Below are 16,071 nucleotides of genomic sequence, written 5' to 3'. Positions count from 1 at the left end.
GAACGCCCACACCAGGAGCGCTTTAGTATGGACTCCAATGAATGGCGAGCCCCCGTCAACCCGTGCCCGGCTGCGCGCCGCGGCGCGTCGTCTGCTCTCGGCGGGGCTGCAGGCCTCCAACCGCCTGCGCCTGCCAGGCCCGTCGGTGCTGCCCGTGGCCGGGGCCGTGGTGGGCCTCTACAGCGGACTGGCCGCGGGCATCTTCGCCAACCTCATCTACCTGGTGCGCGGCATCACCACCGCCACGGCGGAGCTGATCCGGCTGCACCCCGTGGCCCAGCTCAAGTCCCTGTGGGAGGCGCTCGCCTCGGCGAACTGGCACGGGGAGTACGCCATCATCGCGGCGCCGCTGGCGTTCGGGGCGCTGGGGCTCTCGCGCATCATCACCCCGGGAGGCCCGCGCGATCAGGTGAAGGCGCGGCTGCGGCTGCTGTCCCTGTTGGTGGTGGGAGGGCTCGCGCTCTACTACCCGCTGGTGGCGCTGGCGGCCGTGAACACGATGTTCGCGCACCCGCGCGGCCTGCCCGGCACGCTGGAGGCGCTGCCCTGGTGGATGATGATGCTGGCGCCCATGCTGGGCGGCTACGCCGTGGGCTCCCTGCTGCGCAAACACCCGGAGACGCACGGCCACGGCGTGCCCGAGGTGGTGCGCGCGGTGAAGCGTGGTGGCGAGGAGCTCCCCGCGGACCGAGGCCTGCTCAAGCTGGTGGCCTCCGCCATCACCATTGGCAGCGGAGGCTCGGCGGGCCGCGAGGGCCCCATCGTCTACGGCGGCGCCTCGTTCGCCTCCACGGTGGGCCGGACGCTGGGCTTCACCCGGAGAGAGCTGTCCATCCTGATGGCGTGCGGCGCGGGCGCGGGCATCTCCGCGTCGTTCAACTCGCCCATCGCCGGCGCGGTGTTCGCGATGGAGATCATCCTCCGCGAGTTCGAGCTGCGCGTCTTCTCCCCCATCATCCTCGCGAGCGTGGCGGGCACGCTGGTGAGCCAGGGCGTGCTGGGGATGGAGCCCATCCTGCCCCGGCTCAACTACTCCCTCATCAGTGGCTGGGAGGTGCTGCTCTACGTGGTGCTGGGGCTGTTGTGCGGTCTGCTCGCGTTCGCCTTCGTGCGGCTGCTGCACGGGGTGGAGCACTTCTTCGCGGGCCAGGGTGGAGGCAAGCTGTCGCCGTGGCTCGGCAAGCGCCCGCTGCCCCTGCGCGCCGCGCTGGGCGGGCTGTGCACGAGCCTGCTCATCTTCATCAACCCCTCGGTGTGGGGCTCGGGCATCGACTTCCTCCCGCTGGCCGCGGTGGGCAAGCTGGGCCTGCTCTTCCTGGCCACCGCGTGCCTCCTGAAGCTGGTGGGGACCGCACTGACGATTGGCAGCGGAGGCTCGGGCGGCACCTTCTTCCCGGCGGTGCTGATCGGCTGCATGGCGGGGGGAGCCTTCGGCTCGCTGATCCACCTGCTCTTCCCCCTGAGCACGGCCCCGAGCGGGGCCTACGCCATCGTGGGCATGGGCGGCTGCGTGGCGGCGCTCACGCGCGGCCCGCTCACGGGGATGATGATGGTGTACGAGCTGAGCGGGAACCACGCCCTCATCCTGCCGCTCATGGTGACGTGCAGCATCGCCTCGGCGCTCTGCCACTACCTCACCGAGCGCAAGGCGCCCAAGGTGCAGACCGACGCGGACCTGCTGGCCAGCACCTCGGTCCGCGCGCTGATGCTGGAGATGACGCCCGTGCCCGCGAACCTGCACCTGCAGCCGCTGATGGACCAGCTGCTCTCCACCGAGGGCGGCACGCTGCCTGTGCTGGACGCGGACGGGGCGGTGTACGGCATCGTCCAGGTGGAGCAGCTGCGCGAGGTGTGGCGGGACCAGGCCCTGCACATGATGCTCGTGGCGAGCGATCTCGCGCGCAAGCTGCCCATACTCTCACCCACGAGCGATCTCACCCAGGCGCTCCACGCGATGGATCACGAGGACGTGGACGCGCTGCCGGTGTCCGGCGCCCCGGGGAGCAACACCTGCGGCCTCATCACCCGGGCGGCGATCCGGCGGTTGCTCTACGCCCACCACGCACACCAGCACGCCCAAGGCGAGCCGGTCGTGGCCCCCACCGAGACGACGCTGGTGGGGTGAGGGCCACGCACGCTGGGCCTGGCGCTACTTGCGCGGCGTGGGCGCCACGGGCTGGCCGCCCTCGCGAGGGTAGCCGCGCTCCTCCTCGGAGGTGCCCGCATCGCCCCAGCGCGGTGAGTCCGCAGGCGGGCTCAGCGGCCGACGCCGAAGTAGGTAAAGCCCTCCTCGCGCATCTGGGCGGGATCGAAGACGTTGCGGCCGTCGAAGACGACGGGGGACTTCATCAGGCTCTTGAGCCGCTTGAAGTCTGGGCGGCGGAACTCGCTCCACTCCGTCACCAGGAAGAGCGCGTCCGCGCCCTCCGCCGCCGCGTAGTTCGAGGGCGCGTACAGCACCCGGTTGCCGAAGTAGCGCTGCGCCACCTTCGCCGCCACCGGGTCGTGGCACTGCACCTTCGCGCCCTTGCCCAGCAGCCCCTCGATGAGCTCCACCGAGGGGGCCTCGCGCATGTCGTCCGTCTTCGGCTTGAAGGCCAGGCCCCACACCGCGAACGTCTTGTCCGCCAGCTCCCCGAAGTGCCGCAGCGCCTTCGTCAGCAGACAGCGCTTCTGCCGGGCGTTGGTGCGCTCCACCGCGTGGAGGATGTCCAGCTCCAGCCCGTGCTCGCGGCCGGTGGCCACCAGCGCCTTCACGTCCTTGGGGAAGCACGAGCCGCCGTAGCCGATGCCCGGGTGCAGGAACGGATAGCCGATGCGCCGGTCCGCGCCCATGCCCTTGCGCACGAACTCCACGTCCGCGCCCACCTTCTCGCAGAGCGCGGCGATGTCATTCATGAAGGAGATTCGCGTGGCCAGCATCGCGTTGGCCGCGTACTTGGTCATCTCCGCCGAGCGCGTGTCCATGTAGAGGATGGGGTTCTCCGTGCGCACGAAGGGGGCATAGAGCTGGCCCATGATGCGGCGCGCCCGCTCCGAGTCCGTGCCGATGACCACCCGGTCCGGCTTGAGGAAGTCCTCCAGCGCCGCGCCCTCCTTGAGGAACTCGGGGTTGGAGACCACGTCGAACTCCACCTTCGCCACCTGGGAGATCGTCTCTCGGACGTTGTCCGCGGTGCCCACCGGCACGGTGCTCTTGTCCACCACCACCGTGTACTGGCGCAGGGCCCGGCCGATCTGCTCCGCGGCGGCCAGCACGTACTGCAGATCCGCGTCCCCGCTCTCGCCCTGAGGCGTGCCCACGGCGATGAACACCACCTGCGCCGTGCCGGCCGCCTCCTCCATGCGCGTGGTGAAGTGCAGCCGGCGCGCCTTCATGTTGCGGTGGAGCAGCTCCTCCAGGCCCGGCTCGTAGATGGGCACCACGCCCGACTGGAGCGCGCGGATCTTCTGCTCGTCCACGTCCACGCAGGTGACGTCATTGCCCGACTCGGCGAGGCAGGTACCTGCCACCAGCCCCACATACCCCGTCCCGACGACCGCGATCTTCATGGCGTGTGAGCTCCTTTCGCTCGGCGCTACGTGGTGCAGAAGTCCTGTCCGCCCGGAGCGGCTAGCGCCCCGCGACCGCGTCCAGGGCATGGGCCTCCAGCTCCTCCGCCCGGTGAGCCGCGGTGTGCTCGGCGAGCACGCGGGCCCGGGCGCGCTCCCCGATGGCCCGGCGATCCTGCTCGGACAACTCCCGGAGGAAGCCGAGCGTGTCGGCGGCCGAGTGCGCCAGGAGGATCTCCTCGCCCGGCGTGAAGAGCGTATCGAGCCCGTTCCAGGAGTCGCTGATGATGGGAACCCCACACGCCGCCGCCTCGAAGAGACGCACGCTGGGCGAGTACCCCGCCTGGATCATGTCCGCCCGGGTGACGTTCAGCGTGAAGCGCTGGCTGTTGTAGAAGGCCGCGTGCTCGGGAGGGGCCAGGTGCTCCACCCGCTCCACGTTGGCGGGCCACCGCACCGAGGCCGGGTACTGAGGACCGGCGACGACGAAGCGTCCGGCCCGCCACTCGCGCGCGGCGCTGAGCATGAGCCGATCCAGGGTGGGCTGGCGATCGTCGCTATAGGTGCCCAGGTAGCCCAGGTCCCAGCGCGGCTCGCACCGCCGAGGCGTGTACAGCTCCGGATCCACGCTGCAGTACAGCGCCCGGGCCGTGGGCGAGCCCAGCTCCCGCTCGAGGCGCCGCAGCAGCGGTCCACCCGTGAAGGAGAGGTAGAGCCGGTAGCCCGGGATGAGGTCCGGGGAGAGGTATTCGTGGTCTCCCCGGGACAGCTTGGCCAGCGTCACCGGCGTGTCGATGTCATAGAAGGCCGGCAGGCCGAGCGTCGTGCGCTGCACCCACTGGCCCACCTCCACGCCCTGCGGGACGTAGGAGCCGACGATCACGATGTGCGCCTTGCGCACATCCTCCTCGAAGCGCGCGCGCAGATCCTCCAGACTCGAGTACAGCTCCGTGCGCCCGTACGGCGGCCGAGGCATGTCGCGGTTGGAGGCGTACCAGGGCACGTCCCGCTCCAGGAAGAGCACGTTGTGCCCGCGGCGGGCCAGCTCGCGCACCAGCCCTCGGTACGTGGTGGCGTGCCCGTTGCCCCACGAGGAGGTGATGGACAGCCCCAGGATGACGATGTTCAGCCGTGCGCCAGCCATCACGCCACCTGTTCCTGCGCCACCGGGGACGCCTTCCAAGCCGCCGTGAAGCCCAGCACCGCCTCCACCTGCAGGGCGCGGTGCGCGTACGTGTGCTCCGCCAGCACGCGCCGCTTCGCCGCCTCGCCGATGCGCCGGGCCCGCTCTGGATCCAGCTCGCTGAGCAGGCCGGCCACCTCGGCGCCGCTGCGAGCCACCAGCACCTCGCGCCCGGGCTCGAGGAACTGCTCGAGGCCCTCCCACGCATCGGTGATGAGGCAGGCCGCCGCGCCCGCCGCCTCGAAGACGCGCGTGGCCGGGGAGAAGCCAAAGCGCGCCATGCTCTCGCGGCTGATGTTGAGCACCGCGCGCGGCGTGCAGTTCAGCGCGTTGTGGTCCTGCGTGTAGACGTGCCCCAGGTACTTCACGTTGGCCGGCAGCGCGCGGTCCCCCCACCCGCTGCCGCCCAGGAGGAGGCGCTGCTGAGGCAGCAGCTCCGCGGCCTTGAGGAAGAACTCCTCCACGCGCGCCTCACGGTCCGGCAGCCGGTTGCCCAGGAAGGCCAGGTCTGCCTCGAAGCGGGGGTCGGGCGGCACCGGGTGATGGGTGGACGGATCCAGCGCGTTGTAGATGGGCACGCACTGGCGAGCGCCCAGGGCGCGGTAGGCCCGCACCACGGGCTCTCCGCCGCCGTAGGTGAGGATGCGATCGTAGCGTGGGATGAGCGGCCGGAACGGATCCGCCGGGTTCTCCTGCACGCGCTCCAGCGTGGCCGGAGCGTCCACGTCCCAGAACACCACCTGGGTGCCCGGCGCCTGCAGATCCAGCACGCGGGCCTCCAGCAGCGCGTCGAAGACACCCACGCCGCTGGCCTTCACCACCACGTCCGAGCCGCGAGCCTCTTCCAGGCAGCGCTCCACGGCCTCGGTGCCCTCGGCCGAGTACACGACGACGCGGGCCCAGGCCGGATCCGGGATGTCCCGGTGCTTCTGCCGCTCGTAGGCGTCCGGCTCGTAGAAGGTGACGTGGTGGCCTCGAGCATGGAGCGCGCGGATGACGCCTCGGTAGTAGGTGGCCGCGCCGTTCCAGTAGGCGGAGACGAGGCTGGAGCCAAAGAAGGCGATGCGGAGACCCTTGCTCATGCGGTGACCCTTTCCTGTGCCAACGGTGCGGCCGCCCGGGTGTCGATCCCCAGCTCGCGGCAGATGATCAGCAGCTCGTTCACGCGGTGCGCGCAGGTGTGGCGCGCCAACACCGTGCGCCGGCCGACCTCGGCGAGCTCGCGGCGCATCGGATCGTCCGCGAGGAGCGTGCGGAGCAGGCGCGTCATCTCCTGGCCCGTGCTCGCGACGAGGAAGTCCCGGCCCGGCTTGAACAGTCCCTCCGCGTCCCACCAGGGCGCGCTCACCAGGGGGATGCCGCAGGCCAGCGCCTCGAAGGGCCGGATGGTGGGGATGCCCGGCAGCGCCCGGACATAGGGCCGGCGAGGCACGTGCACCGTCACCTTCGAGCGCGCGAACGCCAGCGGCGCCTCGTGGTTGGGCAGCCAGCCCGCGTAGGTGATGCCCGCGTGCGCCAGCGCCTCGCGCGCCGCGTCCGGATAGCGAACGCCGTGGACCTTCGCCTTCAGGCCCAGCGCCTTCACGGGGCCCAGGAGAAACTCGTGCAGCTCCGCGGTGCGCTCCTCATCCCCCCAGTTGCCGATCCAGACGAGGTCCTCTTCTTGCGCCGTGGCCGGCAGCGGCCGGAAGACGCGGGTGTCGGCCGCCTCGTGCCAGGTCCAGGCCTGGCGCGCCCAGCCCCGAGCGACGTAGAGCTGGCGGATCACCTCCCCGAAGGCGAGCACCCCGTCGTAGTGCTCCAGCGCGTACCGCGCCATGTCCAGTGGGGCGGTGACGCTGCGGTGGTGCGTGTCATGGAAGAGCAGCCGGAAGCGCCCGCCCCTCGCGCGCAGCTTGCCCAGGCGGCGCACCAGCTCGGGCTCGCTCCACTCGTGGACGATCACCAGCTCCGCGCCGTCGACAGTGCTCTCCAGGTCCAGCCTGTCCAGGGAGTACCGGTGCGGACGCACCGCGGGGTAGACGGTCCGCACCGAGTCCAGCGCCTGCTGTCCGCGAGGCTCGGCCAGGAGGTTCTGCATGCTCCAGGCGTCTTGAGGCTCGTAGACGCGGACATCATGGCCCTGCGCGCTCAGCTCCGTGACGATGCCCCGGAGGAAGTGAGCGTTTCCGTGGTTCCAGTCCGACAGCAGCGAATGGCAGAAGAGAACGACTTTCATGGTGGTGGCTCACACGGTGGGTTGGGGAGGGGGCGGCGCCCCGAGGGAAGAACGCCCCTTCCGCGCTCGCAGGAGCGTGGCGTAGGCGCTGAGGTAGCCCGCGGCCATCCGGGCCGGAGAGAACTCAAGCGCTCGGACCCGGGCACACGCCGCGAGCCATGCCCGCCGCCGAGGCTCCCGGCACAGGGACTCCAGCGCTTCGGTCAGCGCGTTCACGTCATTTGGAGGGACGAAGGTCGCGCAGTCTCCCCACACCTCGCGCAGGCTCGGAATGTCCCCCAGCACGAGCGCGCAGCCGGCGAGCGCCGCCTCCACCACGGACAGGCCAAAGGGCTCGTATCGAGCAGGGAGCGCGTAGATGGCTGCGCGTCCCATCCACCCCGCCAGCTCCCGAGGCGAGAGCCGGCCCAGCGGCTCCACGCTGCGGGAGCGAGTCATCTCTCCCAGCGAGGGGTGCCGGTTCTCGCCCGCGACCCTCACCGGCCAGCCGAGCCGCGGCGCCGCGGCCTCCAGCACGGCCACGTTCTTCGCCTCGTCCCACAGCCGGCCGGCGGTGAGGATGAAGGGCTCGCGCTCGTCCCCCGGTGGAAAGTCCTCCGGGCGCCGGGCGTTGTAGAGGACCTCCGCCTCCGGGAGCGGGCCGTAGTGCTCTCGGAGCGCCTCCAGCATCGCCCGCGTCGGAGCCACCACGCGGCCCGCGGCATGGAGCCCCCGGGCCACCTCTTCCCGGTAGCGGGCGTAGCGCTCTGGAGCCTCCTCGCCCTTCACCGCCCTCCACCACGAGAGGACACACGAGTGGCCCACCATCAACGTCGGGCGGGTCCACGGCAGCGCCCCGTGGCAGTAGCCGTTCAGGTGCACCACCTCCGGCCGGACCCGGGCCTCCAGCCCGAGCAGCCAATCCCCCGCGGCGCGGACGTCCGCCCACGGCTCATCCATCCACTCGAGCTGGAAGGTGCTCTCCTCGACTCGCAGGTTCTCGAGGGCGTGCGCCTCCTCCCACTGGTCGGACGTCAGCGGCGCGCCCATGGTGGCCAGCGTCACCTCCACGCCGAGCGGAGCGAAGGCTCGGGTGAGCTCCAGCGCGTAGGTCCAGACGCCGCCGACGGTGTCGGCGGTCATCAGCACCCGGCGCACTCCGGCCTGGGGTGTGGCTCTATCCAGCATGGGTCTCAACGGGCTCCTGCCGGGTGGCGGGCTGCCGCTGCGCCGCTTCTCCGAGCATGTCCTCGAGCCAGTGGAGCAGCCGCGCGACGCCCTCGCGCACGCCCACGCGCGGCGCCCAGCCCGTGGCGGCCTGGAACTTCCGCGTATCGGACACGTAGTAGCGCTGATCGCCGGTCCTCCAGCCCTCGAAGGACACCTCGGGCCGATGGCCGATCAGCTCCTCGATGAGCTCGAGCAGCTCCAGCAGGCTCACCGTGCGCGACGGGCCGCCGCCGATGTTGAAGGCCTCGCCGGAGACCTGGTCCATCCGCGCCTGGGCCAGCCGGAAGGCGCGCACCAGATCCTCCACGAAGAGGATGTCGCGCACCTGCATTCCGTCGCCGTAGAGGGTGATGGGCTGGCGCTTCAGGGTCCGGATGAGGAAGTGCGCCACCCAGCCCTGATCCTCCGTGCCGAACTGCCTCGGCCCGTAGATGCAGCTCATGCGGAACACCGCCGTCCTCAGCCCGTAGCTGCGCGCGTAGTCCAGCACGTACTGGTCCGCCGTCCCCTTCGAGCACCCATACGGGCTCTCGAAGTCCAGCGGGCACTGCTCGCTGATGCCCTCGGCGCGAGTGGCCGGATCCACCGGTTGGTAGCGGCGGGCCTCGGCCGCGAAGCGATGGCCTCGCAGCCCGCCATACACCTTGTTCGTCGACGTGAAGACGAGCGACGCCGGCGTCTCCATGGCGCGCAGGCCCTCCAGCACGTTCAGCGTGCCGAGCGCGTTCACCTGGAAGTCATGCACCGGATCTTCCAGGCTGGTGGTGACGGCCACCTGGGCGGCGAAGTGGAACGCCTCGCTCGCGTGCCGCAGCGCCCGGCGCACCGCCTTGGCGTCCTGGACGTCGCCGAGCTCCACCTGCAGCCTGTCACCGTGCTGCTCCTGGAGCCACCGCAGGTTCTTCTCCACCCCGGGCCGGCTGAGGTTGTCGAAGACCAGGACGCTGCGCCCCTCGGACAGGTAGCTCTGGGCCACGTTGCAGCCGATGAAGCCCGCGCCACCGAAGATGACCACCTGACGTTCGGAGGGCTTCATACCGTCAGCCCCCGCGCCTCGAGCTCCGCCCGCGCCTGGGCGACTCGATCCGTGGCCACCTGGCCGCGCAGCCACTCGGCCAGCTCCGCCAGCCCCTGGTGGAAGCTCACCTGGGGCGAGTACCCCAGCACTCGCCGCGCCTGGGAGATGTCCGCGAAGCAGTGGCGCACGTCGCCCACCCGGTACTTCCCGGTGATCTCCGGCCGGATGTGCGGCTTGCCCATCACCTCGGCGATGGCCGCCGCCACCTCTCGCACGGTGATGGGCTGGCCGCTGCCGATGTTGAACACACCGCCCACCGCCTCGGGCACCTCCAGCGCCAGCCGGCAGGCGCGCGCCACGTCATGCACGCTGACGAAGTCCCGCTGCTGCAGCCCGTCCTCGAAGATGAGCGGTGCGTTCCCGTTGAGCAGCCGCGAGGAGAAGATGGCCAGCACGCCCGTGTACGGATTGGAGAGCGCCTGGCGCGTCCCGTAGACGTTGAAGAAGCGCAGCGCCACCGTGGGGATGCCGTACGCCTTGCCCGCGATGAGGCACAGGCGCTCCTGGTCATACTTGGACAGCGCGTACACCGAGGAGAGCGCGGGCGGCTTCGTCTCCGGCGTGGGCACCGGCGACAGCGCGTGGCCGGCCGCGTCCAGCACCTCCCACTGGCCCGCCTGGAGCTGCTCGCGCGTGCGCTCCAGGCCCGTGGAGATCCGCCCCTCCGGCCCTCGGAAGAGCCCCTCGCCGTACACGCTCATGCTGGAGGCCACCACCAGCCGCTGCACCGGCCGCCGGATGAGCGCCTCCAGCAGCACCGCCGTGCCCAGGTTGTTCACCGAGGTGTAGTGGGCGATCTCGTACATGCTCTGGCCCACGCCCACCGCCGCCGCGAAGTGGTACACGGCGTCCACTCCCTCGAGCGCCTGGCGCACCGCCGCCGGCTCCCTCACGTCGCCCACCTGCAGCTCTACCGCCGGGTGCAGATAGGCCGGACGCTGGCCCGCCTCGCCGTGGACCTGCGGCAACAGACAGTCGAGGACACGGACCCGGTGCCCTTGCTCGATGAGCTGATCGGCCAGGTGCGAGCCGATGAAGCCCGCGCCGCCGGTAATGAGGATGAGCTTGCTCTTCATTGCGCCTCCGACACCGGTATGACCTGTGTAAGCCTCGATCCCACCTCACCGAGGAGGACCGAGCACCCGCCCCGGCGAAACCTGCCGAGCCGCCGTGGCCCCGTCCCGAACCACGCATTCGGGTCCGAACCTAGGCAGGCCTACATGCGGTGGGTAGTGCCAAAGACTCGGCTCGTGCCGGAGTACGAGCGCAACGCCAAGGAATGGGCAACCCCTTGGAACTCAAGGGTCTTTACGCTTTGGTACACCTGCACCGAGGTCTACTTGCTTTTGGGTTTCCAACCCGTCGCGTCGGACGCAACACGCCCGCCCTGGCAGGGAGGGTGGCGCGCTCGGCTCTCAAAACCTTACGCAGGCTTTGCGGCAGCCCCGCCGTGGAACGCAGGGTTTGCGTGCCGCAAGCTCTCACTCCGCTCGGTGTTCACTTAGGAACAGGGCTTGCAAACGCTCAGGGGACGAAAGGGAACCACCGTGCTCGAGCCAGACGTCGCCATCCTGTCGAACCAGAACCTGTTCCGAGAGGGAGTCGTTCAACTGCTCCACGCTCAGGGAATCCACCGGGTGAGCGAGTACCGCTCGGCCGCCGAGCTCCTGGCGGCGCTCGGGGTCAGCCCTCCGCGGCTGGTGTTGATCGACATGGATCACACCGCGGATGATCCCTTCGCGCTGCTGCGCGAGTTCCGCCGCCGCGCGCCTCACATGACGGTGGTGGTCATTGGAACGGCCCTCCAGAGTGGCGCGGTCGACGGAGACGCCGATGCCTTCATGGAGACGCCCGACGCCAACGCCCAGGTGCTCTGCGCGGTGGCGAACCTGGCACTCGCAGCCGACCCGGCGCCCACCCCGCCCATCCAGCCCTCGCCGGAGGCGCTGCGCCAGCGGCAGCTCTGGTCCACGATGACGCCCCGGCAGCGCGAGGTGCTGGGCTTCCTCTCCACCGGCTCGGACAACCTGAAGATCGCCGCGCACCTGGGCATCTCCGAGCGGGCCGTGAAGGCCCACGTGTCCGCCCTGCTCTCGCTCTTCACCGCGGAGAACCGGACCGAGCTGGCCGTGCTCGCCTGCCGCGCGGGGCTGCGCCCGCCTCACCGCAGCCAGCCCCAGCCCCTGGCCATGGCCTCACCCCGCTCCGCCTGAGGCGCCGAGCCGCTCCGCTCCTCGAGGGCCTGAAGGGCTGTAGCACAGGATGCGACATGCCCTTCAGGGTGAATCTCTTCCGGGCCATTCCAGCGGATGATTCGCGGCGTTGTGCGTGTGTCGTACGTCGCGGGGCGCGCTTCGCGACACAGCCATGCACGGCGGGCCCGCGAGGGCCGCCGGGCTGGGGGGGTGGAGAGCCATGCAGATGCCGATGATGTCGGGCGATTTCGCTTTGCCTGAAGAGCAGTGGGATGACTCGTTCGAGTTCATTGCCTACGAGATGCGAGCGCCGTTGAGCCTCATCCAGCAATCCGCGGCGGGGCTGGCGGAGCAGCTCCGGGAGATGCAGGGAGATCCCACGGACATCTCCGCCGCGCTGGAGCTGGCCGACTCGGCCGAGAAGATGAGCCACATCGTCCAGGCGCTCATCCGGATCAGCCGCGACATGGACTTCTGACGCGGAGTCCGAGGCTAGGCGGCGCCCTTCACCTCTCGGTGGGAGGGCTCGGCGATGAGCGGGCCGGTGGGTAGCAGGCCGCGTGTCTGCCGACGAACCAGGGAGGCGTAGTAGCCGTCCAGCTCCATGAGCCGCGCGTGGTCTCCCTCTTCCACGATGTGGCCGCCCTTGAGGACCAGGATGCGGTCGGCGTCCACGACCGTGGAGAGCCGGTGCGCGATGGCGAACGTGGTCCGGCCCTTCATCAGCCGGCCGAGCGCCTCCTGCACCAGCGCCTCGGACTCCGCGTCGAGCGCGGAGGTGGGCTCGTCCAGGATGAGGATGGGCGGGTCCTTCAGCAGCGAGCGGGCAATGGCCACGCGCTGGCGCTCGCCCACGGACAGCCGGCTGCCGCGCTCGCCCACCACCGTGTCGTAGCCCTGCGGCAGGCGCATGATGAACTCGTGCGCGTGCGCCGCCTTGGCCGCCTCTTCGATCTGCTCCTGGGTGGCGTGGGGCCGGCCGTAGGCGATGTTGGCGCGCACGCTCTCGTTGAAGAGCAGCGACTCCTGCAGCACCACGCCGATGTTGCGGCGCAGGGACATCTGCTTGAGGCCACGGATGTCCCGCCCGTCGATGCGCACCGCGCCCGAGATGGGATCATAGAAGCGGCACAGCAGCGCCATCAGCGTGCTCTTGCCGGCGCCGCTCGGGCCCACCAGGGCGACGTGCTGCCCGGGGGGAACGTGCAGCTGGATGCCATTGAGGAGCGGCTTGCCGCCGTCCGGCGAGTAGGCGAAGTGGATGTCGTCGAACTCGACCTCGCCGTGCACGTGCGTCACCTCCTCGGCGTCCGGCGCGTCGCCCAGGTGGTCCTGCGTGTCGAGGATGTGGAACACCTGGTCCATGGCCACCGAGGCCGTGCGCAGCGTGCGGTACGTGCCGCTCAGGCCCTGCACGGGCGCGAACACACCGCCCACGTAGCCGAGGAAGGCCACCAGGGTGCCCGCGGTGATGTCTCCGCGCAGCGCGAGGAAGCTGCCCAGGGCCAGGGCCGCCACGCGCGCCAGGAGGATGACGCTGTTCTGCGCCAGGCCCACCCACGAGTCGAAGCCAACGCCATGGACGACCACACCGTTGGCGTCGCGCACGTCGTGGAGGAAGCGCTGCTTCTCGCGCTCCTCCATGGCGCAGCTCTTCACGGTGACGATGCCGGAGAGCACCTCGTTGAAGCGCGCGTAGATCTTCACCCAGCGGTCCATCAGGGTCTTCTCCCGAGCCGTCTGGCGGGTGGCGGCCCAGCGGGTGATGAGGGCCGGGCCAGGCGTGAAGGCGAGCACCAGCACCGCCAGCCGCCAGTCCAGCTTCAGCATCACGCAGATGGAGATGACCAGGTAGGTGACGGCGGGGATGACGCTGAAGGCGACGTCAGTGACCATGCCGACGAAGCCCTGGATGCCGCGCTCCAGGCGAGTGAGCGTGGCGCCGACGCCCTCCTCGCGATGGAAGCTGAGCGGCAGGCGGTGCAGCCGCCCCACGGTCTCCTCCATGAGCGAGTAGTGCACGCCGATGCGGGTGCGCCAGGTGAGCCAGTTGGACACGGCCCCGAGCCCCTCGCGCAGCAAGCCCGCGGCCACGAGGACGCCCGCGCCCACCGCGAGGATCTGCCAGCGGCGGCCTGCGCCGAGCTCGTCGAAGATGTGCTTGAGGATGAGCGGCTCGAGCGCATTGAGCGCGCCCGTTACGAGGACCAGCCCGAGGATGGAGGCCACGGCGCCGCGGAAAGGTCGGAGGTAGCCCAGGCTGCGACGGAGCCGGCCACCTGAAGACAGAGCGGTCTGCATGAGTGCCCGGACAACCGCCATTCCCGGCTCAGGCTTTCACGCGCCGCGCGAGACAACTCCCACGGGTGAGGGGCAGGGAGCCAAGCATGGCACGCCTGCTCCTCTTCCAGCCCGCAGAGCCCGTGCTTTCAGTAGTACACGCCGTCCAGGTTCTCGATGAGGGCCTTGATGGCTTCCGGGGTGGTGCCGCGCCGCTTTGCGATTTCCACAGCCGAGTAGGTCAGCGCCACGGTCGATGGGGGATCCCGCTCGAATCCCTGCATTTCAATCCGCCCGGCAGTTCCAGGCCAGGGAAGGGCGCTCAGCTCACGGGCTCTGCGCACCGAATCGAAGAGGGTGAAGCATGGCCAGGAGGGAAAGCGAATCGTACGGGCGTCGCATCCCAGGAATCGAGTCGCATGGAGAGTCGCTTCGGAGAAGTCGCAATCTTCAATGCTGCCCTCACCTGGAGCATCCGACCATTCGCCGAAGTCATTGCCCGTGAACCGCCCCTTGAACCGGCAGCCTTTCAAGTGAGCCGACTCCCAGCGGAAGTTCATCAACTCCCGCTTGATAATCACCGTGCAGTCCAGGAGCCGTGCTTGAGGAATGATCAGGTTGCGCGCCGAGACTCCGAGCACCAGCGTACAATTTCGAAGCGTCAGATTCGGCCCAAGAAAGTAGACGACTCCCGAGCCCAGCTCGAGCCGCTCATTCGCGATCTCCCTGTCTTCGAGATTGACCTGGCTCATTCCCACAGCCCTCGAAATCAAAATGTGATCAGGCGGAAAAACGTCTCTGCCATCCGCCGGCCATGCAGAGCGCCAGTGCCAGGGTGCGCACGTCCTCCCGGGTGAGAGTGGGCCCGTCCGCTAGAAGTCCCAGGCAATCGCCTCCGCCGTAATCCTGCTGACACCAGCCCAGGTACTTGCGCTTGAACTCCGCCGCCGAGCCTGCCTCCAGAGGGGTGCCGTCCTCCAGCGGCATCAGCCGCACCACGCGCCCGCGCTCCGCCTCCGCCAGCAAGTCCGATTGGAGCGAGCCCTCCATCAACCAGTGCGCTGTCTCGGCGGGCTGCGCAGCTGGGCGGAACTCCCGCGCCAACACTCTCATGGCGCGCTGGAAGTCCTCGGTGCTCACCGCCACCGGCTCGGAGCGTCCACTGTCCTCAGTGAGCACGTGGAATTCGTAGCGCGCCGCCGCCAGCTCCGCCTCGGCCGGGTCGGTCTCCGGGTACAGCGCGCGGGGAGTGCCCGCGCACGCCGTCAGATAGGTCAACAACAACGCTCCCGCTTGCCGCAGCCGCATGGAGTACCCTCAGCATCATGAGGAGGCACCCAGGTTACGGGAGCCTCTGAGTGGAAGTGATAACTCACCAAGTTCTCCGCTCCACACGCCCTTGGTGAAAGCCTGCCGGTCGCCTGCCGGGCAACGCGCATGGCCCGCGCCGGCACAGGTCTTTGACAACCGACGCTCCCGTCTCACGAGGTGTTGAGCCTGAAACGCGCCACATCGCTCCATCGTCTATCCCTGTGCGGTAGCTCACGGACGCCTCGTCCAAGCCTCCAGTGGTGGCCACGAGTGGGAGCCCCCACTCTGCGCGGTGGTCGGCCCAGGGTGGGCCCCATGGGGAGGCTGGATGCTGCGGCAGCTACTGCTGTCCGAGGTCGACACCGCCGGGTGCGACGCTGGGGAGGGCTGGGCCCTGCTGGCGGCGGAGTTCCCCACCGTGGCCGTTCAGCCCCTCGCGTCGGGCGAAGGCTCCCAGGTGCTGTGCCTCAACGTGGAGGAGTGGCAGGAGCCCGGCTTCGATCCCTTCTCGTGGGATGCTCGCGTCTTCTCCGCCGCGGACTCGGAGCGCCTCTCGCTGCACCTGGTGGGCGCTCAGGGCGAGCCGCTCGCCCGCGCGGCGCTGGAGATCCTCACGCGCTACCAGGGGCTCATCGGCCGGCGCAACGCGGCGTCCTCTGGCGAGCTGTTCGACCGCATCCTCGAGCGCCACCGCGCCCTGCATGATCTGAACAAGCCCCTGGTCTGCGCGGACTACCGGCATGCGCTGGACGCATGGCAGTGGGTGCTGCGGCTCGCGCCGGAGGCCGGCCTGGCCGTGCAGGTGGCGGCGCTCTTCCATGACGTGGAGCGCCTGCTCTCCGAGGCGGACGCCCGCATCGAGCACAAGGCGGAGAACTATCAGATCTTCAAGGACGCCCACGCGGCCCTCGGCGCCGAGCTCACCTGCACGCTGCTGGAGGAGCTGAACGTGGCTCCGGCCACGTGCGAGCGCGTGCGCTGGCTCGTCACCCGGCACGAGCGTCCTGGAGAGGACTCGGCCCTGGCGCTGCTCAACGACGCGGAC

14 protein-coding genes are annotated in these 16,071 nt (G+C 70.0%); 4 read left to right on the top strand and 10 right to left on the bottom strand.

Features of this window, described 5'->3' with window-relative positions:
* Positions 1-37: 37 nt before the first annotated feature.
* Positions 38-2,125 carry a chloride channel protein gene (locus tag ACJ8AT_RS38365; protein WP_407742950.1) on the top strand — a complete coding sequence of 696 codons (2,088 nt, stop codon included), beginning with the start codon at positions 38-40 and terminating at the stop codon, positions 2,123-2,125.
* Positions 2,126-2,256: 131 nt separating this feature from the next.
* Here ACJ8AT_RS38365 and ACJ8AT_RS38360 read toward each other — a convergent pair whose 3' ends face one another.
* The 7 genes from ACJ8AT_RS38360 to ACJ8AT_RS38330 all read right to left on the bottom strand — a co-directional run bounded on the left by ACJ8AT_RS38360 (position 2,257) and on the right by ACJ8AT_RS38330 (position 10,316).
* Positions 2,257-3,552: a UDP-glucose dehydrogenase family protein gene (locus ACJ8AT_RS38360; RefSeq protein WP_407742949.1), complete on the bottom strand. Its 1,296-nt coding sequence runs from the start codon at positions 3,550-3,552 to the stop codon at positions 2,257-2,259.
* A gap of 61 nt (positions 3,553-3,613) precedes the next feature.
* Positions 3,614-4,696, bottom strand: a complete 1,083-nt coding sequence (locus tag ACJ8AT_RS38355; protein WP_407742948.1) for a glycosyltransferase — start codon at positions 4,694-4,696, stop codon at positions 3,614-3,616.
* Entirely contained in the window at positions 4,696-5,817 is a 1,122-nt protein-coding gene (locus ACJ8AT_RS38350; RefSeq protein WP_407742947.1) for a glycosyltransferase, read from the bottom strand. The genes ACJ8AT_RS38355 and ACJ8AT_RS38350 overlap by 1 nt, the downstream gene beginning before the upstream one ends.
* Positions 5,814-6,953: a glycosyltransferase gene (locus tag ACJ8AT_RS38345; protein ID WP_407742946.1), complete on the bottom strand. Its 1,140-nt coding sequence runs from the start codon at positions 6,951-6,953 to the stop codon at positions 5,814-5,816. Before ACJ8AT_RS38345 ends, ACJ8AT_RS38350 begins: the two co-directional genes overlap by 4 nt.
* Positions 6,954-6,962: 9 nt before the next feature.
* The gene (locus tag ACJ8AT_RS38340; RefSeq protein ID WP_407742945.1) at positions 6,963-8,120 is read right to left on the bottom strand and encodes a glycosyltransferase family 4 protein; all 1,158 of its coding nucleotides are present in this window, start codon (positions 8,118-8,120) and stop codon (positions 6,963-6,965) included.
* Complete coding sequence (locus tag ACJ8AT_RS38335) at positions 8,110-9,198, bottom strand: GDP-mannose 4,6-dehydratase (protein WP_407742944.1); 1,089 nt, start codon at positions 9,196-9,198, stop codon at positions 8,110-8,112. The genes ACJ8AT_RS38340 and ACJ8AT_RS38335 overlap by 11 nt, the downstream gene beginning before the upstream one ends.
* Complete coding sequence (locus ACJ8AT_RS38330) at positions 9,195-10,316, bottom strand: NAD-dependent epimerase/dehydratase family protein (protein ID WP_407742943.1); 1,122 nt, start codon at positions 10,314-10,316, stop codon at positions 9,195-9,197. Before ACJ8AT_RS38330 ends, ACJ8AT_RS38335 begins: the two co-directional genes overlap by 4 nt.
* Before the next feature lie 471 nt (positions 10,317-10,787).
* Between ACJ8AT_RS38330 and ACJ8AT_RS38325 the strand changes: the two genes are divergently transcribed.
* Positions 10,788-11,453: a LuxR C-terminal-related transcriptional regulator gene (locus ACJ8AT_RS38325; RefSeq protein WP_407742942.1), complete on the top strand. Its 666-nt coding sequence runs from the start codon at positions 10,788-10,790 to the stop codon at positions 11,451-11,453.
* Positions 11,454-11,655: 202 nt separating this feature from the next.
* Positions 11,656-11,913, top strand: coding sequence for a hypothetical protein (locus ACJ8AT_RS38320; protein WP_407742941.1), 258 nt, complete (start codon positions 11,656-11,658; stop codon positions 11,911-11,913).
* Positions 11,914-11,927: 14 nt separating this feature from the next.
* On the opposite strand, the gene ACJ8AT_RS38315 is transcribed toward ACJ8AT_RS38320, so the two are convergent.
* The 3 genes from ACJ8AT_RS38315 to ACJ8AT_RS38305 all read right to left on the bottom strand — a co-directional run bounded on the left by ACJ8AT_RS38315 (position 11,928) and on the right by ACJ8AT_RS38305 (position 15,023).
* Positions 11,928-13,664, bottom strand: coding sequence for an ABC transporter ATP-binding protein (locus ACJ8AT_RS38315; protein ID WP_407742940.1), 1,737 nt, complete (start codon positions 13,662-13,664; stop codon positions 11,928-11,930).
* Positions 13,665-13,864: 200 nt separating this feature from the next.
* On the bottom strand, positions 13,865-14,467 hold the full coding sequence (locus ACJ8AT_RS38310; RefSeq protein WP_407742939.1) for a hypothetical protein: 603 nt from the start codon (positions 14,465-14,467) through the stop codon (positions 13,865-13,867).
* A 28-nt stretch (positions 14,468-14,495) separates the two neighbouring features.
* On the bottom strand, positions 14,496-15,023 hold the full coding sequence (locus tag ACJ8AT_RS38305; RefSeq protein WP_407742938.1) for a hypothetical protein: 528 nt from the start codon (positions 15,021-15,023) through the stop codon (positions 14,496-14,498).
* A gap of 331 nt (positions 15,024-15,354) precedes the next feature.
* Here ACJ8AT_RS38305 and ACJ8AT_RS38300 point away from each other — a divergent pair.
* On the top strand, positions 15,355-16,071 hold a 717-nt coding region (locus ACJ8AT_RS38300; protein ID WP_407742937.1), incomplete at its 3' end, for a DUF4202 family protein.

The organism is Hyalangium sp. (genome assembly GCF_045802625.1).
GTDB lineage: Bacteria > Myxococcota > Myxococcia > Myxococcales > Myxococcaceae > Hyalangium.
The sequence above is the reverse complement of the archived record's forward strand: the minus strand, read 5'-3'. Positions and strand labels throughout refer to the sequence as shown.